The organism is Saccharothrix sp. NRRL B-16348, from assembly GCF_001280085.1.
Lineage (GTDB): Bacteria > Actinomycetota > Actinomycetes > Mycobacteriales > Pseudonocardiaceae > Actinosynnema.
Genome location: NZ_LGED01000200.1, coordinates 110,546 through 132,902, shown reverse-complemented (window position 1 = coordinate 132,902; position 22,357 = coordinate 110,546). Strand labels below are relative to the sequence as shown.

General features: G+C 71.4%; 26 protein-coding genes. 9 read left to right on the top strand and 17 right to left on the bottom strand.

The genetic code is table 11. The features are described from left to right. Positions 1 to 48: 48 nt before the first annotated feature. The 4 genes from der to ADK67_RS21605 form a co-directional block, all read right to left on the bottom strand. A complete protein-coding gene (gene der, locus ADK67_RS21620; protein ID WP_053718278.1) occupies positions 49 to 1,455 on the bottom strand; it encodes a ribosome biogenesis GTPase Der in 1,407 nt (468 codons plus the stop codon). Next, a complete protein-coding gene (locus tag ADK67_RS21615; RefSeq protein WP_053718277.1) occupies positions 1,452 to 2,096 on the bottom strand; it encodes a lysophospholipid acyltransferase family protein in 645 nt (214 codons plus the stop codon). The genes der and ADK67_RS21615 overlap by 4 nt, the downstream gene beginning before the upstream one ends. Beyond that, a complete protein-coding gene (gene cmk / locus ADK67_RS21610) occupies positions 2,093 to 2,821 on the bottom strand; it encodes a (d)CMP kinase (protein WP_053718276.1) in 729 nt (242 codons plus the stop codon). The genes ADK67_RS21615 and cmk overlap by 4 nt, the downstream gene beginning before the upstream one ends. A 122-nt stretch (positions 2,822 to 2,943) precedes the next feature. Further along, entirely contained in the window at positions 2,944 to 4,050 is a 1,107-nt protein-coding gene (locus tag ADK67_RS21605) for a DUF1015 family protein (protein WP_053718275.1), read from the bottom strand. A gap of 19 nt (positions 4,051 to 4,069) precedes the next feature. Here ADK67_RS21605 and ADK67_RS21600 point away from each other — a divergent pair, with 19 nt between their 5' ends. From ADK67_RS21600 to ADK67_RS21580, 5 genes are all read left to right on the top strand, one after another. Next, on the top strand, positions 4,070 to 4,552 hold the full coding sequence (locus tag ADK67_RS21600) for a cation:proton antiporter regulatory subunit (RefSeq protein ID WP_053718274.1): 483 nt from the start codon (positions 4,070 to 4,072) through the stop codon (positions 4,550 to 4,552). Positions 4,553 to 4,557: 5 nt separating this feature from the next. Further along, entirely contained in the window at positions 4,558 to 5,742 is a 1,185-nt protein-coding gene (locus ADK67_RS21595; protein ID WP_053718273.1) for a cation:proton antiporter, read from the top strand. A 139-nt stretch (positions 5,743 to 5,881) separates the two neighbouring features. Next, the gene (locus ADK67_RS21590) at positions 5,882 to 7,084 is read left to right on the top strand and encodes a S8 family serine peptidase (RefSeq protein WP_053718272.1); all 1,203 of its coding nucleotides are present in this window, start codon (positions 5,882 to 5,884) and stop codon (positions 7,082 to 7,084) included. Positions 7,085 to 7,120: 36 nt separating this feature from the next. Next, entirely contained in the window at positions 7,121 to 7,342 is a 222-nt protein-coding gene (locus ADK67_RS21585; protein ID WP_053718271.1) for a hypothetical protein, read from the top strand. Positions 7,343 to 7,476: 134 nt separating this feature from the next. Beyond that, positions 7,477 to 8,400 carry a mechanosensitive ion channel family protein gene (locus tag ADK67_RS21580; protein ID WP_082403677.1) on the top strand — a complete coding sequence of 308 codons (924 nt, stop codon included), beginning with the start codon at positions 7,477 to 7,479 and terminating at the stop codon, positions 8,398 to 8,400. Between the two features lie 86 nt (positions 8,401 to 8,486). Here the strand turns inward: ADK67_RS21580 and ADK67_RS21575 are convergent, their stop codons facing one another. Then, positions 8,487 to 8,834: a DUF6401 family natural product biosynthesis protein gene (locus ADK67_RS21575; RefSeq protein WP_053718270.1), complete on the bottom strand. Its 348-nt coding sequence runs from the start codon at positions 8,832 to 8,834 to the stop codon at positions 8,487 to 8,489. A gap of 102 nt (positions 8,835 to 8,936) precedes the next feature. Here ADK67_RS21575 and ADK67_RS21570 point away from each other — a divergent pair, with 102 nt between their 5' ends. Then, positions 8,937 to 9,362, top strand: coding sequence for a DUF6319 family protein (locus ADK67_RS21570; RefSeq protein ID WP_053718269.1), 426 nt, complete (start codon positions 8,937 to 8,939; stop codon positions 9,360 to 9,362). Between the two features lie 128 nt (positions 9,363 to 9,490). Here the strand turns inward: ADK67_RS21570 and ADK67_RS21565 are convergent, their stop codons facing one another. After that, positions 9,491 to 10,198, bottom strand: a complete 708-nt coding sequence (locus ADK67_RS21565) for a helix-turn-helix domain-containing protein (RefSeq protein ID WP_063797672.1) — start codon at positions 10,196 to 10,198, stop codon at positions 9,491 to 9,493. A 393-nt stretch (positions 10,199 to 10,591) separates the two neighbouring features. Between ADK67_RS21565 and ADK67_RS21560 the strand changes: the two genes are divergently transcribed. Then, positions 10,592 to 10,813, top strand: a complete 222-nt coding sequence (locus ADK67_RS21560) for a hypothetical protein (RefSeq protein WP_053718268.1) — start codon at positions 10,592 to 10,594, stop codon at positions 10,811 to 10,813. Positions 10,814 to 10,868: 55 nt separating this feature from the next. Here ADK67_RS21560 and ADK67_RS21555 read toward each other — a convergent pair whose 3' ends face one another. Together ADK67_RS21555 and ADK67_RS21550 are read right to left on the bottom strand one after the other, a co-directional pair. Next, entirely contained in the window at positions 10,869 to 11,822 is a 954-nt protein-coding gene (locus ADK67_RS21555) for a quinone oxidoreductase family protein (protein WP_053718267.1), read from the bottom strand. 5 nt (positions 11,823 to 11,827) lie between these two features. Continuing rightward, a complete protein-coding gene (locus tag ADK67_RS21550; protein WP_231648297.1) occupies positions 11,828 to 12,616 on the bottom strand; it encodes an SDR family oxidoreductase in 789 nt (262 codons plus the stop codon). A 126-nt stretch (positions 12,617 to 12,742) separates the two neighbouring features. On the opposite strand from ADK67_RS21550, the gene fabG reads away from it, so the two are divergent. After that, entirely contained in the window at positions 12,743 to 13,504 is a 762-nt protein-coding gene (gene fabG / locus ADK67_RS21545) for a 3-oxoacyl-ACP reductase FabG (protein WP_053718265.1), read from the top strand. A gap of 2 nt (positions 13,505 to 13,506) precedes the next feature. Further along, positions 13,507 to 13,965, top strand: coding sequence for a MaoC family dehydratase (locus ADK67_RS21540; protein WP_053718264.1), 459 nt, complete (start codon positions 13,507 to 13,509; stop codon positions 13,963 to 13,965). A gap of 74 nt (positions 13,966 to 14,039) precedes the next feature. Here ADK67_RS21540 and ADK67_RS21535 read toward each other — a convergent pair whose 3' ends face one another. From ADK67_RS21535 to ADK67_RS21495, 9 genes are all read right to left on the bottom strand, one after another. Further along, positions 14,040 to 14,411, bottom strand: a complete 372-nt coding sequence (locus ADK67_RS21535) for a DUF4333 domain-containing protein (protein ID WP_053718263.1) — start codon at positions 14,409 to 14,411, stop codon at positions 14,040 to 14,042. Positions 14,412 to 14,475: 64 nt separating this feature from the next. After that, on the bottom strand, positions 14,476 to 15,039 hold the full coding sequence (locus ADK67_RS21530; RefSeq protein WP_053718262.1) for a DinB family protein: 564 nt from the start codon (positions 15,037 to 15,039) through the stop codon (positions 14,476 to 14,478). Next, entirely contained in the window at positions 15,036 to 15,623 is a 588-nt protein-coding gene (locus ADK67_RS21525) for a TetR/AcrR family transcriptional regulator (RefSeq protein WP_053718261.1), read from the bottom strand. The genes ADK67_RS21530 and ADK67_RS21525 overlap by 4 nt, the downstream gene beginning before the upstream one ends. Before the next feature lie 22 nt (positions 15,624 to 15,645). Beyond that, complete coding sequence (locus ADK67_RS21520; protein WP_053718260.1) at positions 15,646 to 16,413, bottom strand: hypothetical protein; 768 nt, start codon at positions 16,411 to 16,413, stop codon at positions 15,646 to 15,648. After that, positions 16,400 to 17,866, bottom strand: coding sequence for a vWA domain-containing protein (locus tag ADK67_RS21515; RefSeq protein ID WP_053718259.1), 1,467 nt, complete (start codon positions 17,864 to 17,866; stop codon positions 16,400 to 16,402). Before ADK67_RS21515 ends, ADK67_RS21520 begins: the two co-directional genes overlap by 14 nt. Next, complete coding sequence (locus ADK67_RS21510) at positions 17,863 to 19,041, bottom strand: hypothetical protein (RefSeq protein WP_157620701.1); 1,179 nt, start codon at positions 19,039 to 19,041, stop codon at positions 17,863 to 17,865. Before ADK67_RS21510 ends, ADK67_RS21515 begins: the two co-directional genes overlap by 4 nt. Before the next feature lie 88 nt (positions 19,042 to 19,129). After that, positions 19,130 to 19,891 carry an SDR family NAD(P)-dependent oxidoreductase gene (locus tag ADK67_RS21505; protein ID WP_053718257.1) on the bottom strand — a complete coding sequence of 254 codons (762 nt, stop codon included), beginning with the start codon at positions 19,889 to 19,891 and terminating at the stop codon, positions 19,130 to 19,132. After that, a complete protein-coding gene (locus tag ADK67_RS21500) occupies positions 19,892 to 21,094 on the bottom strand; it encodes an acetyl-CoA C-acetyltransferase (RefSeq protein ID WP_053718256.1) in 1,203 nt (400 codons plus the stop codon). Between the two features lie 17 nt (positions 21,095 to 21,111). Further along, complete coding sequence (locus ADK67_RS21495) at positions 21,112 to 22,257, bottom strand: acyl-CoA dehydrogenase family protein (RefSeq protein WP_053718255.1); 1,146 nt, start codon at positions 22,255 to 22,257, stop codon at positions 21,112 to 21,114. Positions 22,258 to 22,357 lie beyond the last annotated feature (100 nt).

Here is a 22,357-nt window from a genome sequence, read left to right as displayed (position 1 = left end):
CGGCCTGCCGGAGCAACCTGCCGCGACGAACGGTCCCCGTCCGGCCGATCACTTCTTGGTGCGCTTCTCCCGCACTCGCACCGAGATGCGCACCGGGCTGCCCTTGAAGTCGAAGTCCTCGCGCAGCCTGCGTTCGATGAACCGCCGGTACCCGGCCTCCAGGAAACCGGTCGTGAACAGCACGAACGTCGGCGGCCGGGTGCTCGCCTGGGTGGCGAACAGCACCTTCGGCTGCTTGCCGCTGCGCACCGGCGGCGGGGTGGCGGCGATCAGGTCGGTCAGCCACGAGTTCAGCTGCCCGGTGGGGATCCGGGTGTCCCAGGACTTCAACGCGGTCCGCAGCGCGGGCGCGAGCTTGCGCACCGCACGGCCCGTCAACGCCGAGATGTTGACCTTCTCGGCCCACGGCACCCGCACCAGCCCGCGTTCCAGCTCGCGCACCATCGCGTGGCGCCGGTCCTCGTCCACGAGGTCCCACTTGTTGAACGCCAGCACGCACGCCCGCCCGGACTCCACGACCATGGTCAGCACCCGCAGGTCCTGCTCGCTGATCGGCTCGGACGCGTCCAGCAGCACGATCGCGACCTCGGCGGACTCGATCGCGGCCTTGGTGCGCAGCGACGCGTAGTACTCGGCGCCGGACGCGAAGTTGACCCGCTTGCGCAGCCCGGCGGTGTCGACGAAGCGCCACATCTCGTCGTCCAGCTCGACCAGCGAGTCGACCGGGTCGACGGTGGTGCCCGCGACGTCGTGCACGACCGACCGGTTCTCCCCGGTCAGGCGGTTGAGCAGGGACGACTTGCCGACGTTCGGCCGGCCGACCAGCGCGACCCGGCGCGGGCCGCCGCGGACGGCCTCGTAGTTCTCGCGGGGCGTCTCGGGGAGGGCCTTGAGGATCGCGTCGAGCATGTCGCCGGAACCGCGGCCGTGCAGGCCGGACACCGGGATCGGCTCGCCGAGGCCGAGCGACCACAGCGACGCGACCTCGGCCATCAGCCGCTCGTCGTCGACCTTGTTCGCGACCAGCAGCACGGGCCGCTTGGACCGGCGCAGCAGCTTGACGGCGGCCTCGTCGTTGGTGGTCGCGCCGACCGTGGCGTCGACCACGAACAGGATCGCGTCGGCGGTGGCCATGGCCAGTTCCGCCTGCGCGGCGACGGCGGCCATCATGCCGACCGCGTCGGGTTCCCAGCCGCCCGTGTCGACCACGGTGAACTTGCGGCCGTTCCACAGCGCGTCGTAGGCGACCCGGTCGCGGGTCACGCCGGGCACGTCCTGCACGACCGCCTCGCGCCGGCCGATGATGCGGTTGACGAGCGTCGACTTGCCCACGTTCGGCCGGCCGACCACGGCGAGCACGGGCATCGGCGGCGCGCCGCCCTCCTCGCCCTCCACCGTCTCGTCGAACGCGGTCCAGTCGGACTCGTCCGCCCAGGTGCCGTCCAAGTCCGTCATCTTGCTTCTCCTCGCTGGCTGTCGAGCTCGGCCACCAGCGTGGCCAAGCGGTCGCGGACCTGCTCGGTGGCCTTCACGAGCGCCTGGCGACCCTTGTCGCTCGGCAGCTCGAACGGCTCACCCACGAGCACGTCCACCTCGGGCCGGAACCGCCGTCGGGTTCCGGCCGGGCGCAGGGTGCCCCGGCACGCCACGGGCACGACGACCGCGCCGGTCGAGCGGGCGAGCCACGCCGCGCCCGCCTGCGCCTCGGCCACGTCGCCCGTGCCGCGGGTGCCCTCGGGGAACACTCCCACCAGGCCGCCGGCCCGCAGCACCTTCTGCGCGGCGAGCAGCGGCGCACGGTCGGGCGCGCCGCGCCGCACGGCCAGCTGGCCGATCTTGCGCAGCAGCGTGCCCACCACGCCCTTGAACATCTCCTGCTTGATCAAGAACACCACACGCCGGGGCAGGACGCCGAACAATATCGGCCCGTCCGCCATCGAGCTGTGGTTGGCCACGACGACCACGGGCCCTTCGAGCGGGATCCGCGAGACGCCGCGCGCCCGGACCCGGAACGACGCCCGGAACGGTCCGCGCGCGATCCACCGGCCGACGTCGTGCAGCCAGGGCGCCGACCCCTCGGGGAGCTGGTGGGTCACCCGCGCACCCGTCCGCTCGGCTGGGCCAGCAGCCCGTGCGCGTCGACCAGTTCCAGCAGCGCGGCCAGCGTGCCCGGCAGGTCGAGCGACGTCGTGTCGAGCACGACCGCGTCCTCGGCGGCGCGCAACGGCGACACCGCGCGTGACGAGTCGTAGGCGTCACGGCGCTGCACGTCGGCGAGCGTGGCGTCCAGCGTGGCCGTGCGGCCGGACGCGCTGTCCTGCTTGGCGCGGCGCTGGGCGCGGGCCTCGGCGTCGGCGGTCAGGTAGACCTTGAGCGGCGCGTCGGGCACGACGGCGGTGCCGATGTCCCGGCCTTCGACCACGATGCCGCCCGCCTCGTCCAACGCCTCCGCGATGATCCGGCGCTGCTCGGCGACGAGCAGCTCGCGCACCGCGGGCACGGCCGACACCGGCGACACGGCGACCGTGACCTCGGGGCCGCGGATCTCGGCGCCGACGTCCGCGCCGTCGAGGAACGTGGTCGAGCGGTCGGGGTCCGTGCCCTGCACGAGCAGCGCGGCGCCCGCGACCTCGGCGACCCGGTCCGCGTCGGCGAGGTCGACGCCGGCGCGCAGCACGGCCAGCGTCACCGCCCGGTACATCGCGCCGGTGTCGAGGTAACGCGCGCCGAGTGTCGCCGCGAGCCGGCGCGCTGCGGAGGACTTGCCGGTGCCGGACGGCCCGTCGAGGGCCACCACGCCACGCAGCTCACCGTGTCCCACGGGGTATTCCTCCTCAACGCGACGACGGTCGTCAACCTCCAATTGTGCCTGGTGCGGCCCGTCACACCCGCATCAGGTGGTCGGTCGCCGCCACCGGCCCCGTCGCCGTCGACCCACCGGCGTCAGTCCAGGTCGGCGAGGAGCAGCCCGCTGCGCGGCTTCGGCGTGAAGTAGGTGCTCTTGCGCGGCATCCGCCCGCCCGCCTCGTGCACGGCCAGCACGTCCGCCAGGGGCACGGGGGCGATCAGCAGGACGGCGTCGACGCCCTCGGTGGGCACGTCGCCGGTCACCGGTCGCACGTGGGGGCTCTCCGGGTCCAGGCCGAGCGCCTTGTCCAGCAGCACGGCCTCGACGAACGCGTGGTCCACGCCCGCCGACGGCAGCTCGACGCGCACCGCGGACGCCCCGGACACCGCGACCACCACCCCGGGTGACGGGCGGGTCGCCGCGTCGACCGGCGTCACCACCAGCCCGAGCGACCGCCACGCGACGGCCATGTCCGCCAGCGACAGCCCGCTGCCCGCCACGGCACGGTGGATCGGCCCGATCCGCAGGTCCGGACCGGCCGTGACCAGCGCCAACAGTCCGGACAGCCCGGCCGAGGCCGCCACCCGGTGGTTGCCGTCGGCCACCATCAGCGGGTGCTCGCCCGCGGCCTCCAGCAGCGCGTCCTGCCGTTCGCCCGGACCGACGAGCCAGAGCCAGTGCCGCCGACCGCCGGGGTCGACCACGGACACGGCGGGCTCGTCGTCCACCTCCGCCACCAGCCCGGTCAGCCGGACCTCGCGGGCCACCGGCACCAGCATCGCCGCGCTGGTCACGCAGCCGAGGCCGGAGAGCACGCGGGCGCGTTCGGCGACGACGTCCGGGTACACGTCCTCGGTGTGCCCGACGGCGGCCGGGTCGACCATGCACAGCAGGCCGTGCGCGGTGCCGTCCGGGCCGTCCACCCGGTACGGCGCGACCACGTCCCGCACCTCGCGGTAGGCGTTGCGGCGCAGGTGGGCGAGTTCGGCGACGGCGTGCGGCAGGGCGTCGAGCAGGCTCGACCCGGCGGCCAGCGCGGCGGGCGTGCGGTGCGGGTGCTGCACCGCGAGCAGCGTGCCGGGACGGGCGCGGGCCAGGGCGGTCACGATGCGCTCCGGCTCGGCGAACTCGTCCACGTCCGGACCGGGCACGCGGTCGCGCACCACCCACCCTCGCCCGATCGAGCGAACCGGTCCTGTCATCCGACTAGGATCACATGGTGTGAACGTCGAGGTGACGCCGCTTCCGGGGATCGGCACCCGTCAGGACTTCATGATCCGCGCGGGCCGCCGGATCGGGGTGATCACCCACCGTGACGGCAAGTTCGAGCTGATCGTGTCGTCCCTCGACGACCCGGACGACTGCACCGCGTCCATAGCGCTCACGCCCGCGGAGGCGAGCACGCTGGCCGGGCTGCTCGGCTCGCCGCAGCTGGTCGCGCACCTGCAGGAGCAGCAGCGCGAGGTCGCGGGCATCTCCACCAAGCAGTTCCCGATCGTGCCCGGCTCCCGGTTCGACGGCAGCCCGCTGGCCGAGACGGAGCTGCGCACCCGCACCGGCGCGTCCATCGTGGCCGTCGTGCGCGCGGGCTCGGTGCACCCGTCGCCGCGCCCGGACTTCGTCTTCGCGGGCGGCGACCTCGTCGTCGTGGTCGGCACGGCGGACGGCCTCGGCGCCGCGGCCGAGTTGCTGGGCGGTGGCTGAACACCTTGCACAGCACCGCACTCGCACTGATCCAACTCGGCGCGGTCTTCTTCGGGCTGGGCCTGCTCGGCAAGATGGCGTGGCGGATCGGCATCTCCCCGATCCCGCTCTACCTGATCGGCGGCCTGGCCTTCGGGCAGGGCGGCCTGGTGCCGTTGCACGGCATCGAGGACTTCACGCACCTCTCCAGCGAGATCGGCGTCATCCTCCTGCTGCTCCTGCTCGGCCTGGAGTACTCGGCCGCCGAGCTCGTGACGGGGCTCAAGCGGTCGTGGACGGCCGGGCTCATGGACATCGTGCTGAACGCGACGCCCGGCGTGATCGCGGCGCTGATCCTGGGCTGGGGGCCGCTCGGCGCGCTGGCGATGGGCGGCGTCACCTACATCTCGTCGTCCGGGATCATCGCGAAGGTGCTCGGCGACCTCGGCCGGCTGGGCAACCGGGAGACCCCGGTGGTGCTGTCGGTGCTGGTGTTCGAGGACCTGGCGATGGCGGTGTACCTGCCGATCCTGACCGCCGTGCTGGCGGGCGTGAGCTTCGTCGGCGGGCTGACCGCGGTGGGCATCTCGCTGGCCGCGATCACCGTGGTGCTGGTGATCGCGCTGAAGTTCGGCCGGTACGTGTCGGCGCTGGTGGACAGCCCCGACCCGGAGGTGTTCCTGCTCAAGGTGCTCGGCGCGGCGCTGCTGGTCGCCGGTGTGGCGTCGGAGCTGCAGGTGTCGGCGGCGGTGGGCGCGTTCCTGCTCGGCATCGCGATCTCGGGGTCGACGGCGGAGAACGCCACCCGGATGCTGGAGCCGCTGCGCGACCTGTTCGCGGCGATGTTCTTCGTGGTGTTCGGCCTGAACACCGATCCGGCGTCGATACCGCCGGTGCTGGCGCTCGCGGTGGCGCTGGCCGTGGTGACGACGCTGACGAAGGTGGCCACCGGGTGGTGGGCCGCGCGGCGGCAGGGCATCGGGCGGATGGGCCGGGCGCGGGCGGGCGCGGCGCTGGTGGCGCGCGGCGAGTTCTCGATCGTGATCGCGTCGCTCACGGTGGCGTCCGGCGCGGTGGACGAGCAGCTGGCGGCGCTGGCGACGGCCTACGTGCTGCTGATGGCCGTGCTGGGACCGGTCGCGGCACGCGTGGTGGAGCCGTTGGCCAAGAAGTTCACCCGAAAGCGTGGTCCTGCTCCGGCAACGGCCTGACCTGTATCTCTGCGCGTCCCGACGGCTCCACTACGGCATACGAACACGTTCGTGCTCGCGGCCAACTCTTCCGGCCGATTGAGCCCTAGCGTGATCCGGGGTTACACCTGACTGCCGTCCAACCCCGAAGGGGGTCGTCATGTCACAACCAACGGACGCTGAGACCACTGGCCGCTACCTCGTGCTCCTCGACGAGCGGTCGGTCGCGGCCGGCGCGCGGGAGATGAACCGGGTCGCCGGGATCAGCGCCGCGAGCACCGCGGACTCCGCCACCAGGGCGGAGGTCGCCGCGGCCGATGGCGTCATCTTCCAAGACCTCGGCATCGCCGTGGTCAACGCGACGCCGGACCAGGTACAGCAGCTGACCCGGGCCGCCGAGGCGCCGGGCCCGATCTCCGTCGTCGAGGCCGAACGGGTCGTGCACGCCTACACCGCGCCGCCCGACACGGGCACCGACGAGGCCGCGGCCCCCGCCGTGGACGAGTCCGTGTTCACCTGGGGCCTGCAGGCCGTGGGCGCGAACATCAGCTCGGCCACCGGCAAGGGCGTGCGGGTCGCCGTGCTCGACACCGGCTTCACGGTCGCGCACCCGGACTTCGCGGGCCGCACCGTGATCACGCAGTCGTTCATCACCGGTGAGACGGTGGACGACGCGCACGGCCACGGCACGCACTGCATCGGTTCCGCCACGGGTCCGCGCACCGCCAACGGCGGCGTTCCCGGGTACGGGGTCGCGCACGAGGCCGAGATCTACGCGGGCAAGGTGCTGTCGAACCAGGGCAGCGGCACCGACAGCGGCATCCTGGCGGGCATCGAGTGGGCCATCGCCAACGGCTGCGCGGTCGTGTCGATGTCGCTGGGCGCGAGGGTGCGACCGGGCACGCCGCACTCGCAGATCTTCGAGCAGGCCGCCACGCGCGCGTTGGGGAAGGGCACGTTGATCATCGCGGCGGCGGGCAACGAGAGCAACCGGCCGGGCACGATCGCGCCGGTCGGGCACCCGGCCAACTGCCCGTCGATCCTCGCCGTCGGCGCGGTGGACGTGAAGCGCGCGATCGCGTTCTTCTCCTGCGGGACGGTCGACACCATCGGCCAGGTCGACATCGTCGGCCCCGGTGTCGACATCTACTCCAGCTGGAACAAGGAGGACGGCGGTCTGGGCATGCACAAGCGCATCCAGGGCACGAGCATGGCCACGCCGCACGTCGCGGGCGTCGCCGCGCTCATCGCGGAGAAGCACAACGCGCGTGGGTGGGAGCTGTGGGCGAGGCTGGCGCAGTCCGGTCGTCGGCTGGGCTTGCCTTCCACGGACGTGGGTGCAGGATTGGTGCAAGCTCCCTAGCACGCCGGAGGAGCCGGAGCACCGACGGAGGCGCCCGTGGACAAGGTCGTGGTCTCGGTCGCCGACGACAGCGTGGCGAACCTGCCCACCGTCGTGTCGGCGCTGCGTGACGCCGGGATGGTGGTCGAGCAGGTGCTGGAGGGCTTGGGCATGGTCACCGGGTCGGTCGCCCCTGGAGTGGGCGACCTGCTCGGTGCCGTGCCCGGCGTCTCGCACGTGGAGGTGGACCGGGCGGTCCGGCTGCCGCCCGAGGTCTGATCAGGGCGTTCCGGGCTGCGCCGATCACCGGACGTCGCGCCGACCTCACCCGGTCGGAGGACGCGAGGTTTGACCTGGCCACCTCGGGTAACCGGTTGCTTGAGACGAACCGGTCGTCCGAGGAGGTCGAGACGATGAAAGCCCTGCTCGCCGCGCAGACGGTGCAGGCTCAAGGCATCGGTGACGCAACCGGTGACGCCCTGCGCAACGTGGTGACCTTCCTGCCCAAACTCGTCGGTTTCCTCGTCGTGCTGCTCATCGGGTGGATCGTCGCCCGGGTGCTGCGCGCGGCGGTGAAGAAGCTGCTGGGCCGCCTGCACTTCGACCGCGCCGTGCAGCGTGGCGGGCTCAGCGACGCGATGGCGCGGTCCAAGTTCGACGCCTCGGGGCTGGTCGCGCAGATCGTGTACTACGCGGTGCTGCTGATCGCGCTGCAGATCGCGTTCGGGATCTTCGGGTCGAACCCGGTGAGCAACCTGCTGAACGAGATCGTGGCCTGGCTGCCGAGGGCGATCGTCGCGATCGTGATCATCGTCGTGGCCGCCGCCATCGCGCGTGCCGTCCAGGACATCACCTCGCGCGCGCTCGGCGGGCTGTCCTACGGGCCGACGCTCGGCAAGATCGCCTCGTGGTTCATCATCGCGCTCGGCGTGATCGCGGCGCTGAACCAGATCGGCGTCGCCACCACCGTCACCACCCCGATCCTGATCACCATCCTGGCCACGATCGGCGGTATCGCGGTCGTCGGCGTCGGCGGTGGCCTGATCCGGCCCATGCAGCAGCGCTGGGAGGGGTGGCTGACGAAGGCCGAGGCCGAGGCCCCGCAGGCCAAGGCGCAGGCGGAGGCCTACCAGCGCGGCCGTGAGGACGTGCAGCGGACGGCTCAGGGCGTGTCGCCGGCCGAGCAGACCACGCGGATGACCGAGACCCCGGCGCACGCGGCGAGCATGCCGACGCCGCCGACCGGCGGGGCGATGGCGCCGGGACCGGGCCCGGCGCAGCCGACGCGGCCGGTCCAGCCGCACCCCGGCCAGTTCCCGCCGGGCGAGCAGCGCTGACTTCCGCCACGGCGGAACGCTGGGCAGGGGTCCTCGTCAAGGGGGCCCCTGCTCTACTTTTGCCCCGAGCCCGTCAGCGGAGCGGGCTAAGCCTCGAGCGCAGGCTCGTCGCGCCGGGCGAGGTGGCAGACGGCGACCAGTCTCAGCGTCAGCCAGTCGGCGTTCGCCCAGTCCACGATCGCGCGCGGTGCCCAGCCCTGCGCCTTCGCCTCGTCCAGCACGCCCTTGGCGTACCCGGCGAGCAGCACGGCGCCCGCCACCGCCGCCGCCGGCACGCCGAACGCGAGGATGTCGCGCACCGCCGCACCGTGCTGGTCGATCGCCGCCAGCACCCCGGGCGCCAGGACGCCAGGCGCCAGCACCGCCGCAACACCGAGTTCGTCGCTCAACCGGTCCAAGAACCGGCGAGCGGGGAAGTCCGTCCAACCGCTCACAAGGCCGACACCCTACGCTGTGCGGGGCAATCGACCCACCATCGAACACATGTTCTATGATCACGCTGGGTCGAGCCGGATGCGCAGAGAGGAAACGAGAACGTGCAGGCGGACACGCTCGTGGAGCAGGAAGAGACGGTGGACGCCGAGGCGCCCGCCGCACCCGTGCAGCAGGAGGTCGCACCCGTGGCGCAGGCAGAACAGCCCGTGGAGGCCGAGGCCAAGCCCGTGAAGCGGCCCAAGTCGACGGCCAAGAAGACCCGCACGGTCGAGCTGACGCTGACCGTCACCGGGACCGCCGACGGCGAGTGGCAGGCCGACCTGGTGCACGGCACCAAGCGGGTCGTGCAGGGCCTGGCCATCTCGGCCGCGGCGGTGTCGCGGGCGGCCAAGGAGCTGCACGACGACATCGCCGGCGGCATCGACGAGGTCATCGAGACGGCCCGCGCCCAGCACCGCACGCGGATGGAGGAGCTGGAGGCCGAGCTCGCGAAGGTCAAGGCCGCGTTGGCCGAGCTGAGCGACTGAACCACCGGGACGGGTGCCGCCGCCCGAGCGCGAGCGACGGCACCCATTCCTCAGCGTGACGGGTCCGGCTGCGATCGCGCGCGGACGCCGACATCACACGACGACGGCGGGCGGGTAGGCGCGACCCCTCAGCTTTCCGGGCCGAGAACGACCGCCATGCGCTGGAGAAGGTAACCCGCGCACCAGCGCGCCTCGGTGTCCTTCGGGTCGACAGCTTCCTTGGCCAACTTGGTCGCGAGCCGCCGGGGTTCCGGCGCGCCGGCAGGGTCGTCCGCGACCGCGAGGGCGACATCCCAGGCGCACTGGGTCAGCCGGGACACCTCCGACGCCAGGCACAGCCGCCGCACGACATCGTCGTTCTCCAGCACGCTGACCACGATGTCGGCGTTCTCCCTGCCCGGCAGGAAACCCAGAATGCTGACCGCGTTGGCCCGCAGCGTCGACGTCTCTCCGCTGACGGCCCACCGCCGGAAGTGCCCGATCGCATTCGACCCCAGCACGGGAGCCACGGCCGCGTCGATGGAACTGGACGTCGGCCCCTGGGCGAAGATGTCCGGATCGCCGCTCTCCACGGCCTGCTGAATGTGCTGCAGGTGTTCGGGGCTTTCGATCTTCCGCAGTCTCGGGTGGTTGATGTCCGCTCGATACACGCCGACCCCTAATGCTCGTTCGTACGCCGCTACCACTTCCAGCGTAACCGGATTGACACCGGTCTCGACCAGCCCCAAGTACGACTTCGAGTAGTTGGTGGCTTGCGCCATGCGGGTGAGGGAGAACCCGGCGTACTCCCTGGCGGCCCTCAGCCGTGTGCCCACCACGTCGAGACCTTGTGCCACAGCCTGCCCCTTACTTCGAGCGATACCAGACGGTAGCGCACCTCATACCAGACCCGTTCGCAGCTGTGCGAGACCAGACACCATCAGACCCCCGACCAGACACCGCCAGACGCGTCGATCACGGCGTCCGCCCAGCGAAGCCGATAGGAACGGAGTCGCTCGCGGGAATCGGATGGGCCGCGGGCCAGGCGAACATCGCGATCGCACGGTTGGAGAGGGACGATGTGGTGGGCAACACTGATATCGATCGGTGGAACGGCGCTCGCAGTGGTGCTCGTGCGCTTTCACCGATGCGTCCGCTGCAACTGCCACGACTGCCGAAGCCGATTCCTGTGGCTCCGCCGTGCGAGCCGCAGTAGCGATACCACGTGACAGAAAGAGAGTTGTCCGCAGATGGCACAACCCGCAGACGCGATCGAGCAGACGTCGTACCTCAGGATCACCAGTGAGGCGGAATTCAAGGAATCCATCACCGCCGACGGCGACTACGAAGTCAGCTTCGGCACGGCGGCGACTGTCGCACTGACGCCCGACGCGGCGGAGAAGTTCTTCTGGATGCTCGGCACCAGGATTCCGGAGCTGCGCCGGCTGGCCGAAGCGTTCACCCTCAACTGATCGACTCACGCGACGGAGCCCTCACCGGAGGAACGGTGAGGGCTCCGCGAAAGTGTCAGCGTGACGGGTCCAGCACCAGTTTTCCGGTGGTGCGGCGGGCACGCAGGTCCTCGTGCGCCCGGCGCACCTCGGATAGCCCGTACTCGCCGCCCGGCACGGCACGCAGGTCGCCCGCCAGGACCAGGTCGAACAGCTCGCCCATGGCCCGGTGCACGACCCGCCCGGGCAGCTTGAACGCGTGCGGCAGCCACATGCCGGCGATCGCGGCCGACTTGACCAGCAGCTTGCCCGGCGCGACGGGGGTCGGTTGTTCGCGGCTCGCCATGCCGTAGAACGCCAGCCGGCCGAACGGGGCCAGTGCGGCGATGCTCTGGTCGGTCACGGCGCCACCGGTCATGTCGAGCACGATGTCGACTCGACGTCCGCCGTTGGCCTCGCGCAGCACCTCGGTCATGTTCTCGGCGGTCGAGTCCACGGCGACGTCGGCGCCCAGGTCGAGCGCGACCTGGCGCTTGTCCTCGGTGCTCGCGGTGGCGATGACGCGTCCCGCGCCCCACTTCTTCGCCAGCTGCACGGCCAGCGACCCGACCCCGCCGGCGGCGGCGTGGACGACGACGCTCTCCCCCGGCTCCAGGTGGGCGCTGCGGCGCAGCAGCAGCCAGGCCGTCGCACCCTGCACGACCAGGCTCAACGCGGTCAGGTCGTCCACCCCGTCTGGCACGTCGAACGCGGTCGCCTCGGGCACCACGGCCTTCTGCGCGTACCCGCCGAAGTTGGTGAGGCCGACCACGCGCCGGTCGCCCGCCGTGCCGACGACCTCGCCGCCGGGCACCAGCGGCAGCTCCATCTTCGACAGGTAGGAGTTCTCGGACTGGTGGGTGTCGGCGTAGTTGAGGCCCGCGCGGCTGACGTCGACGAGCAGTTCGCCGTCGCCCGGGACGGGGTCGGGCAGCTCGACCTCGTTGAGGACCTCGGGTCCGCCGAACTCGGTGATCTGGATGGCGCGCACGGTGGTCAGTTCTCCTTGGCGATCGGGTCGTGGTCGAGCCGCACGCGTTCGCCGGTGGCGGTGCGCGGGCCGGGCGGGTTGGGGAACGTGAACGGCGCGCTGGGACGGCCGGCCTGCACGAACCAGCATTCACCCGGTTTGCCGTCGCGCAACACGGAGACGAACGCGTCGACCACGTCGTCCACGCTCAGCACCGGCATCCCCGCCGATTCGAGGGCGGACTTGAAGCCGGTGATGATCGCGGTGTCGGCGAACGACGGGCACACCGCGTTGACGGTGACGCCGTCGGCGGCGGCGCCGGGGGCCAGGCCGCGCACCAGGCCGACGACGGCGGCCTTGTTGGCGCCGTACAGGGGGTCCATGGGCATGGCCATCAGGCCCGCCATGCTCGCGGTGGCGACGACGTGCCCGCCGCGCTTCTTGAGCTCGGGAAGCGCCGCGTGCACGCCGAACACGACACCGTCGAGGTTGATGCCCATAACGGTGCGGTACCGCTCGACGTCGAAGTCGTCGCCCAGCCCGAAGCCGGTGGCGATGCCCGCGTTGAGCACGGCGATGTCGAGCCCGCCGAACCGCGTCACGGCGGTCGCGACCGCGGCCTCGTTGTGCGCGGGGTCGCGCACGTCGCAGTGGACGTACACGCCGCCCACCTCGTCGGCCACGGCTTCGCCCCGCGCGTCGTCCACGTCGGCGACGACGACGGACGCGCCGGCGGCGGCCAGTCGGCGTGCCACCCCCGCCCCGATGCCGTTCGCGGCTCCGGTGACCAGTGCGACCTTGCCCGAGAACTCCACCGCGCCTCCTCTGGCTGACATTCCGACCAGTCGGTATGGTTCTCCTGACACGCCCTGGCGTCAAGGCGACGTCGCCGGTAGGTTACTAAGCGGTTGCTTAGGCCCGCAGATCAAGGAGGACTGACCGTGGCCGAGACGGACGCACGGGTGGCCATCGTCACCGGTGCCGCACGCGGCATCGGCGCCGCCGTAGCCACGCGGCTCGCGCAGGACGGCATGGCCGTCGCGCTGCTCGACCTCAACGAGGAGAGCTGCGCCGAGGCCGTGGAGAAGATCAAGGCCTCCGGCGGCACCGCGATCGCGGTGGGTGTCGACGTCAGCGACAGCGCGGCGGTGGAAGCGGCCGTGCAGCGGGTCGCCGACGAGCTGGGCGCGCCGACCGTCCTGGTCAACAACGCGGGCATCCTGCGGGACAACCTGCTGTTCAAGATGACCGACGACGACTGGGACGCGGTGATCAACGTCCACCTGCGCGGCTCGTTCCTGATGAGCCGGGCGGTGCAGAAGTTCCAGACGGCGGCCAAGTGGGGCCGGATCGTCAACCTGTCGAGCACGTCGGCCCTGGGCAACCGGGGCCAGGCGAACTACGCGGCGGCCAAGGCGGGCCTGCAGGGGTTCACCAAGACGTTGGCGATCGAGCTCGGCAAGTTCAACGTGACGGTGAACGCGATCGCGCCGGGGTTCATCGCGACCGACATGACCGCCGCGACGGCGGCCCGGGTCGGCATCGACTTCGAGGACTTCAAGAAGGGCGCGGCGGCGGCGATCCCCGTGCAGCGCGTCGGCACGCCCGAGGACATCGCGCACACGGCGTCGTTCCTGGTCAGCGAGGGCGCCGGGTTCGTGTCCGGTCAGGTCATCTACGTCGCCGGCGGACCGAAGGACTGACGATGCGGGTATTCGCTGATCTGGAGGAACTGGCGGCCGCCAAGGGCGAGCACCTCGGCCACGGCGAGTGGCACGAGATCACCCAGGCCGAGATCAACCTGTTCGCCGACGCCACCGGCGACCACCAGTGGATCCACGTGGACCTGGAGAAGGCCGCCGCGGGCCCGTTCGGCGCGCCGGTCGCGCACGGCTACCTGACGCTGTCCCTGATCCCGTTGCTGGTGCGGGACATCTACACGGTCCAGGGGCTGGCCATGGGCGTGAACTACGGGTTGAACAAGGTGCGCTTCCCGAGCCCGGTGACCGTCGGCTCGCGGGTGCGCGCGGGCGCCGAGCTGGCGGAGATCACCGACGTGGCGCAGGGCAAGCAGGCGGTGGTGAAGGTGACCGTCGAGATCGAGGGCAACCCGAAGCCCGGGTGCGTGGCGGAGACTGTGGTCCTGCTCGTCCCGGCCGCCTGACCTGCGACGAACCGACAGACCCGACGGGCACGGCACTCCCCCGACGAGTGCCGTGCCCGTCGTCTTCGTCCGGGTCAGGACGTGACGAGTTGGGGCTCGTCGACCTCCAGCTCACCGCCGTAGCTGTCCTTGACGTGCCCCCGCACGGTCCACTTCTTGCCCTCGTCCTCGAACGTGCAGGTGAACGTCGTGCCTTCCCTGATGGCCACGTACCCCGGGCAGGGCGCGTTGTCCGGGCCGCCGCTCCAGCCGCTGACCCGCCAGCCGGGGTGGCGGGCGCGCCCCAGGTCGAACACCTCGGAGGACAGCTCCATGCGGTCGAACGTCCGCAGGTTGTCCACCTGCACGGTCGCGTTCCCCGACACCACGACGACCGCCACGATCACGGCACAGGCCGCGGTCACCACGGCCGACAGGGCCGTGACCGCGCGCAAGAACATCTGCATGGGGACTCTCTAGCCGCCGCTGACGGCCGCCACGTGCGCTTTCGCCGAGATGTGGCGCGAACGATCAGTCCCGCGCCTCGCGGGCGGTGCGCTCCAGCTTCGCGTGGTAGGTCTGCCAGTCCACCGAGGGCAGGTTGTCGTTGTCCGCGCGCAGGCCGGCCGCGCCGTCGACCAGCTCGCGGACGATGTCGGCGTGGCCCGCGTGCCGGTTGGTCTCCGCGATCATGTGGATCAGGATCAGGTGCAGGGTGACCTTCCGCCGCTCCGGCGACCACCACGGCACCTCGCCGGCCGACTCCAGGTCCAGCGCGTCGATCGTCGCGTCCGCGTGGTCGCAGGCCCGCCGGTAGAGCCCGACGATGTCCTCGGTGGACTCGTCGGCCGTGGCCCACATGTCCGCGTTGGGCTCGGCGTCCTCGGCCATCCACTCCAACTGCTCGCCGAACGGGCGGCCGAACGTGTCGGCGAAGTAGGCGACCTCCATCGCGGCCAGGTGCTTGACCAGGCCCAGCAGGTTCGTGCCGGTCGGCGTGAGCGGGCGGCGCACGTCGTAGGGCGACAGGCCGTCCAGCTTCCACAGCAGCGCCTCGCGCGCCGTCCGGAGGTAGCGGTGCAGGTGCGACTTCACGAAGAACCCTCCGGAACGGGACGCAACGACGCGAGCAGCAGGTCCGCGAAGTGCCGACCGACCTGCTTCGCCGACAACGGCCCGTCCGCGCTGTACCACTGGCCGAGGTGGTGCACGGTGCCGAAGAAGTAGTGCACGGTCAGGTCCGCGGGCACGTCCGTGCGGAACACGCCGGTGGCCTGCCCTTCCTCCACCAGCGACCGGAACCGCTCGTGGTAGCGCCGCCGTTCCGCCCGCATCTCCCGCCGCTTGTCCTCGGCCAGGTGGTCGGCCGACCGGAAGTACACGCGCGCCTGGTCGAAGTTGTCCACCGACGTGACCACGACGTCGACCGCCGCCGCGTGCAGCCGCTCGGCCACCGGCGCGGACCCGGCGGCGAAGTGCTCCAGCCGCTCCGTCTGCATCCGCAGCAGGCTGCCGTAGATCTCGTGCAGCAGATCGTCCTTGGACCCGAAGTAGTGGTACATCGCGCCCTTGGTGACCCCCGCCAGGTCCACGATGTCCTGCACCGCGACCCGGTCGAAGCCCTTGGCGGCGAACAACCGCGTCGCGGCGTCGATCAGCCGCTCCGGTACCGATGCCATGGGGCAAGCATCGCACGCCCCCTCACTGGAACATCGCGATCGGCCGGATGACCAGCTGCCGGTCGTCCGCCTTCCACGCCTGCACCTTGCCGAGGCACCGCGCCTGGAAGCCGCCTTCGGGCACCACGTCGTCGCGCAGCCCCGCGTTGTAGCACTCGACCCGCACCTGCGGCCCGGCCTCGGGGTCGTCCGGGTCGCCGAACGGCGCCAGGAACACCGTCGTGCCGTCGCCGTCGGACGCCACCCGGAACACGCCCTTCACCGACACGTACGAGTCGATCCGCCGCAGCCGCACGACGTCGGGCGTCCCCGAGTGCTGCTCCAGGTGCTGCTCCAACGCCGTGTTCCGCAGCACGGACAGGTCGCGCAGGTCGACGTGCACGACACCGGCCGCCGCCTCCAGCGCGTCCAGCAGCACGCCGACGACCGCGATCGGCTCGTACTGCTCGATGTAGGTCTTCACCACCTCGCGGCCGGACGTCCGCACGCCCTCCACCCCCAGGTCGAGGCCCTTCAACGCGATCTTGCCGTCCTTGGTGACGCCGACCCGGTCCACGACCTCCTTGGTCATCGCGTCGCCGTACCGGCCGACCTGGTAGAGGTCCATCACGGACTTCTCGTGCAGGTAGATCGTCAACCCGGGCACCTCGCGCGACGGCGTGAACCGGTGCCGCGCCCGCCACGCCCACAGACCGACGCCGACGGCCACGACGATCGCCAGCGCGGTCACGATCCACAGCACCGCCCACGGCCACCACACCGACCACCACAGCGTTCTATCGACAGCCACGGATCTCCTTCACCGCCTCCAGCAGCGATCCCGAGCCGGCGTCCACCACGCGCCCGCCCGTCGCCCGCGCCACCCGGTCCAGTTCCACCGGGTCGGCCTCGCCGAACCGGATCGCGTACGTGCGCGCCGGCGGGTCCGGCCACGCGGTCAGGAACTCGTCCGCGCTCATCCCCGCGTTGTTCTCGCCGTCGGTCATCAGCACCACCGTGCCGTCGCCGACGACCCGGTAGGCGTGGTCCAGCGCCGACCAGATCGCGGTTCCGCTGTCCGACAGCTCCGCCGTCGTCAAGGCGGTCGCCAGCCCTTCCAGGTCCGCGGCACTCCCGATGACGACGGAGCGCTCCTCCAGCACCGTGCCCGCGAACCGCACCAGCACGACCGTCTCCCCCACCCGGAACCGGTCGAACCCGCCCGCCCGGCTCAACGTCGCGAACGCCTCGCGCAGCCCGGCGATCCGCGCGCCCGCCATGGACGTGGAGTGGTCGAGCACGAACACCACCCGGCCCGCTTGACCGGCCCGGTCGTAGGCGGCGAGCAGGGTGTCCACAACCTCCTGCGTGCCCGGGAAGTACAGCGCGGTGCCGATCGGCTCACGCAGCTTCTCCGTGCGCTCCACCTGCGGGTCGAACGGTCGGCGGAACGTGCGTTCCATGATCACCCGCTGAGCCGACGGCGAGCGCAGCCACGCCACCACCCGGTCGTACGCGGCCCGCTTGTCCGGCTTGAGCAGCATCAACGGGTAGTCGGACAGCACGATGCCGTCCCTCGGGTACACGACCTCCAACGGCTCCCGCAGCTGCCCGGACGCGTTCAGCGACAGCACCGTCGACTCGTACGCGACGACGGCGTCCACCTCGTCCTGCCGCTTCACGTACTCGTCACCGACCTCCGCCGCGCCGGGCGCGCCGAACACCCGTCCGGTGAGGAAACCCTGGAGCTTGTCGCAGGTGACGTCCTCGGCCCGCAGCGCCGCACCGGTGCCGGCGGCGGCCGTCGCCACCCCGATCAACGCCGCCATCCCGCTGCCGGACACCCTCGGGTCGGCCATCCCGAACCGCAACTCACCCGCCGCCGCACGGCTCGCCACGTCGGCCCACGACGCGTCCCGCAGCGCGTCCGCCTTGCCCGCCTGCACGCCGAGCACCAGCGGCGAGAGCATCGTGCTGGTGGACAGCGGCAGGTCCGCGGCCTTCAGCCTCAGGTACCGGTTCGTGGACAGCCAGGCCAGGTCGTGGTCCACGCCCGCGACCAGGTCGTCGCTCGCCCGCACCGTGCCTCGCCGGTCGAGCTTCAGCTCCACCCCGGTGTCACGGCGCAGGTCGTCCAGCACGGGCGCGAGGTCCGCCAGCTCCGAACTGGCCAGCACGGTCAACGCGACCGGTTCGGGCGTGCCGGGCGTGCACCCGGACAGGACCGCCGAGACCACCAGCGACGCGGCCAGGGCGGCCTTCACAGCGGCACCCCACCCGGGCAGCGGCTGACCTCCGCGATCATCGTCGTCAGGTCCTCGGACTTGGGCAGGAACGCCTCCGTGTCGCCCGCGCCCGGGTCCGGCACGTCGATACCGCGTTCGGTCAGCACGGTGCCCACCGAGGCGCTGCCCGCCCGGCCGAGGCGGAAGCCGAGCTCCAACGCGCGCCGCTGCAGGTCGGTGTTCTCCTGCAACAGCCGGCCGACCTTCTCCCCCGCCTCGCTGAACGCGATCAGCCACGGCTCCGCGTGGTGGTGGGCGTCGGGGTAGAGCAGCACCCGGTCGGGGTCGACCGCCCCGGTCCGCTCCTTGGTGCGAATCTGGTACGCCAGGTACTGGTGTTCGTAGATGACGCCCACGGGGGCGAACGTGCGCCCGTCCGGCCCGAAGAACGTGCGGCCGATGCCCGCGCCGAACTGGCCCTCGACCTCGAACAGCGGCTTGATCCGCGCGCCGACCGCCTTGGCGTCGGCCGCGGTCGGCACGTTCCGGTTGTTGGCGGCGAACGCGACCAGCGCGAGGTAGGCGGCGCCCGAGTACGCCCGGCACGGGTCCGGCGACTGGGCGATGATCCGGTTGGCGTTCGTCAGGTCACCGCCCGGGAGCTCGTTCCAGGTCGCGCCGTCCAGGGTGAGGCCGACGAACTCGGGCATCTTCAGCGTGTAGTAGAGCTTGTCCTTCCCCGGCTGCGGGTCCGCCACGTCCTGGCCGTCCAGCGCTTCCGCGTAGTCGCGGAACGCGGCGATGACCAGCGGCGTGGTGAAGGGGTAGAACGGCGTGCCGCCCACCTTGTCGTGGATCTGCCGGGCCGTCACCTGGCCCGAGGGCATGACGAAGTCGTAGGCCGCGGCCTCTTCGGTCCTGGGTATCTCCTGCGAGCCGCCGGAGTCGGTCAGGTGCACCTGGATGCCGTTGGCCATCAGGATGCGACGGACCTCGTTGTCGGAGAAGAACTCGACCTTGGAGGCCATCATGGCCCGGACGATCGTGATGCCCTGGAACGGCAGCGCCGCGACGCCGTTGGCGAACAGCACGAAGGCGCCGACGAGCGCGATGCCCGCCGATATGCCGAACGGCAGCAGGAAGCGCTTGCGCCGGAACACCGATCTCGGCGGGTCGAGGATGACTAATGCGGGCTCTTCGGTCGAGCTCTTCACGACCACGGACTCCCCCGGGCGGTACGGCGATCTCACCTGGCACCAGGCTAGATCGCCGTGCCGCCCCGATGTGTCACAAGTCGGGGAATCACCCGCCGAGCGTCACGCCGCCGTCGACCACGAACGTGGCGCCGGTGGTGTAGCCGCCCGCCGCCGACGCGAGGAACACGACGGCCGCGGCCAGTTCCTCCGGGTCGCCGACGCGGCCCATCGGCAGCCGAGAGATGTGCCCTTCGAGGTAGCCCTCGGGGTACTGGTCGGTCATCTCGGAGGCGAAGTAGCCCGGCGCGAGCGCGTTGACCCGGATGCCCTTGCGGCCGGTCCACTGCTGCGCCAGGTCCCGGGTCAGGCCGAGCAGACCGGCCTTCGACGCCGAGTACGCCGCCTGCGGCAGGCCGCCGGAGACCAGGCCGAGCACGCTGGAGACGTTGACGATCGAGCCGCCGTTCGCCATCACGGCCGCCGCCGCCTGCGCCATCCAGTACGCGCCGTTGAGGTTGACGTCCATGACGCCGAGGAACTGCTCGGGCGTCTCCCGGGACGCGGGCACCGCCGACGCGACCCCGGCGTTGTTCACCAGCACGTGCACCGGGCCGAACTCCGCCGCCGCGCGGGCCACCTCACGGCAGTCGTCCGGCTGCGCCACGTCCGCCTGCACGACGAGCGCGCGCCGACCGGCGTCCTCCACCAGTTGCGCGGTGTCCTTGAGCCGGTCCACCCGCCGGGCGGCGAGCACGACGTCCGCGCCCGCCTCGGCCAGGCCCTTGGCGAACGCCACACCCAGGCCCGAGGACGCGCCGGTGACGATCGCGACCTGCCCGTCCAGCCGGAACTTGTCCAGGATTCCCATTCAGCTCAACCTCTCCAGGATGATCGCCATGCCCTGACCGCCGCCGACGCACATCGTCTCCAGCCCGAACCGCGCGTCACGGCTGCGCATCCCGTTGATCAAGGTGGTCATGATGCGGGCGCCGGTGGAGCCGAACGGGTGACCCAGCGCGATCGCGCCGCCGTGCACGTTCAGCTTGTCCATGTCGATGCCGAGCGCGCGCTGGCTGCCCAGCACCTGCACCGCGAACGCCTCGTTGATCTCGACCAGGTCGATGTCGCCGATGGTCAGGTTCGCGTGCGCGAGCGCCTGCTTGGTGGCGTCGACCGGGCCGAGGCCCATGATCTCCGGCGACAGGCCGGACACGCCCGTGGACACGATGCGCGCCAACGGGGGCAGGCCCAGTTCCTTCGCCTTGGTGTCGCTCATGATGACGACGGCCGCCGCGCCGTCGTTGAGGGGGCAGCAGTTGCCGGGCGTGACGGTCCCTTGTGGACGGAACGACGGGTTGAGCGCCGACACGGCGTCGTAGGTGACGTTCTTGCGCGGGCCGTCGTCGGTGGCGACGACGGTGCCGTCGGGGAGGGTGACCGGGGTGATCTCGCGGGCGAAGAAGCCGTCCGCGATGGCCTTCTCGGCGAGGTTGTGCGAGCGGACGCCGAACTCGTCCTGGTCGCGGCGGCTGATGCCGAGCGTGGTGGCGACGTTCTCGGCGGTCTGGCCCATCGCGATGTAGTAGTCCGGCAGCTCGCCGTCCGCGCGCGGGTCGTGCCACGGCTCGTTGGTCTCGGCGGTGCGCTGGGTGCGTTCGCGTGCGGCGTCGAACAGCGGGTTGAAGTGCGGGTCGTCGTGCCGGTAGCGGGAGACGCACTCCACGCCCGCGCTGATGAACGCGTGGCCCTCGCCCGCCTTGATGGCGTGGAAGGCCATGCGGGCGGTCTGCACCGACGACGCGCAGAACCGGTTGACCGTGGTGCCGGGCAGGGTGTCGAGGCCGAGCTGGACGGCGATGCGGCGGGCCACGTTCTGGCCGTGCTCGTCCTGCGGCTCGGCACAGCCCAGGTGCAGGTCGGTGATGTCCGCGCGGTCCAGCTCCGGGACCTGGTCCAACGCGGCGGCGACGATCTGCGCGGCCAGGTCGTCGGGGCGCAGGTCGACCAGGGAGCCCTTGCGCGCCCGACCGATCGGGGAACGCGAGGTGGCGACGATGACAGCCTCGGGCATGGCGGGTTCTCCTGGGTCTAGAGGCCGAGGTCGCGGCCGATGAGTTCCTTCATGATCTCGTTGGAGCCGGCCCAGATCCGGGTCACCCGGGCGTCCATCCAGGCGCGGGCCACGCGGTACTCGGTCATGTAGCCGTAGCCGCCGTGCAGCTGCACGCACGCGTCGATGACGTCGTTCTGCACGTCCGCGCTCCACCACTTGGCCTTCGCCGCGTCCACGGCGGTCAGCTCGCGGCGGGTGTGCGCGTCGGTGCACTGGTCCAGGAACGCCTGCGTCACGTCGATCTTGGTGACCAGCTCGGCGAGGGTGAACTTGTTGTGCTGGAACGAGCCGATGGCCTGGCCGAACGCCTTGCGCTCCTTGGTGTACGAGATCGTCTCCAGCAGGATCTGCTTGGCGTGGGCCAGGTTGGAAATCGCGCCGCCGAGCCGTTCCTGCGGCAGGCGTTCCATCATGTAGATGAAGCCCTGGTCGACCTCGCCGATGACGTTCTCGGCCGGCACGCGGACGTCCTCGAAGAACAGCTCGGCGGTGTCGGACTCGGGCTGGCCCACCTTGTCCAGCTTGCGGCCGCGCTCGAAGCCCTTCATGCCGGTCTCGACGGCGAACAGGGTGATGCCCCTGGCCTTCTTCTCCGGGCTGGTGCGCGCGGCGACCACGATCATGTCGGCGGAGAAGCCGTTGGTGATGAACGTCTTGGAGCCGTTGAGGATCCAGTCGCTGCCGTCGCGCACGGCGTTGCTCTTGAGCGCGGCCAGGTCGGAGCCGCCGGAGGGCTCGGTCATGCCGATGCCGGTCGTCAGCTCGCCCGAGCAGAACCTCGGCAGCCAGCGCTGCTTCTGCTCCTCGGTGCACAGGTCGACCAGGTAGGGGGCGACGACGTCGCCGTGGATGCCGAGGCAGGAGGCCATGCCGGCGCTGACCTTGGACAGCTCCTCGCCGAGCACGGCGTTGAACCGGTAGTCGTTCGCGCCGCTGCCGCCGTGCTCCTCGGGGACCTCCAGGCCGAGCAGGCCCTGCTTGCCCGCTTCGAGCCACACGTCGCGGTCGATGTGGCGCTGCTCGACGAACCGCTCGTAGTTCGGGGTGAGGGTGCGGTCGCAGAACTCCCGCGCGGTCTCGCGAAACGCTTCGTGGTCGGGTTCGAACAGCGTCCGGCGCACTCTCAGTTCCTCCATACTAAGCGGTTGCTTAGGTCTAAGCGTGTGCTTAGCCTGCGGTATCGTTCGGGTTCGTGTCAAGGAGGGCCGGCTGTGACGACTA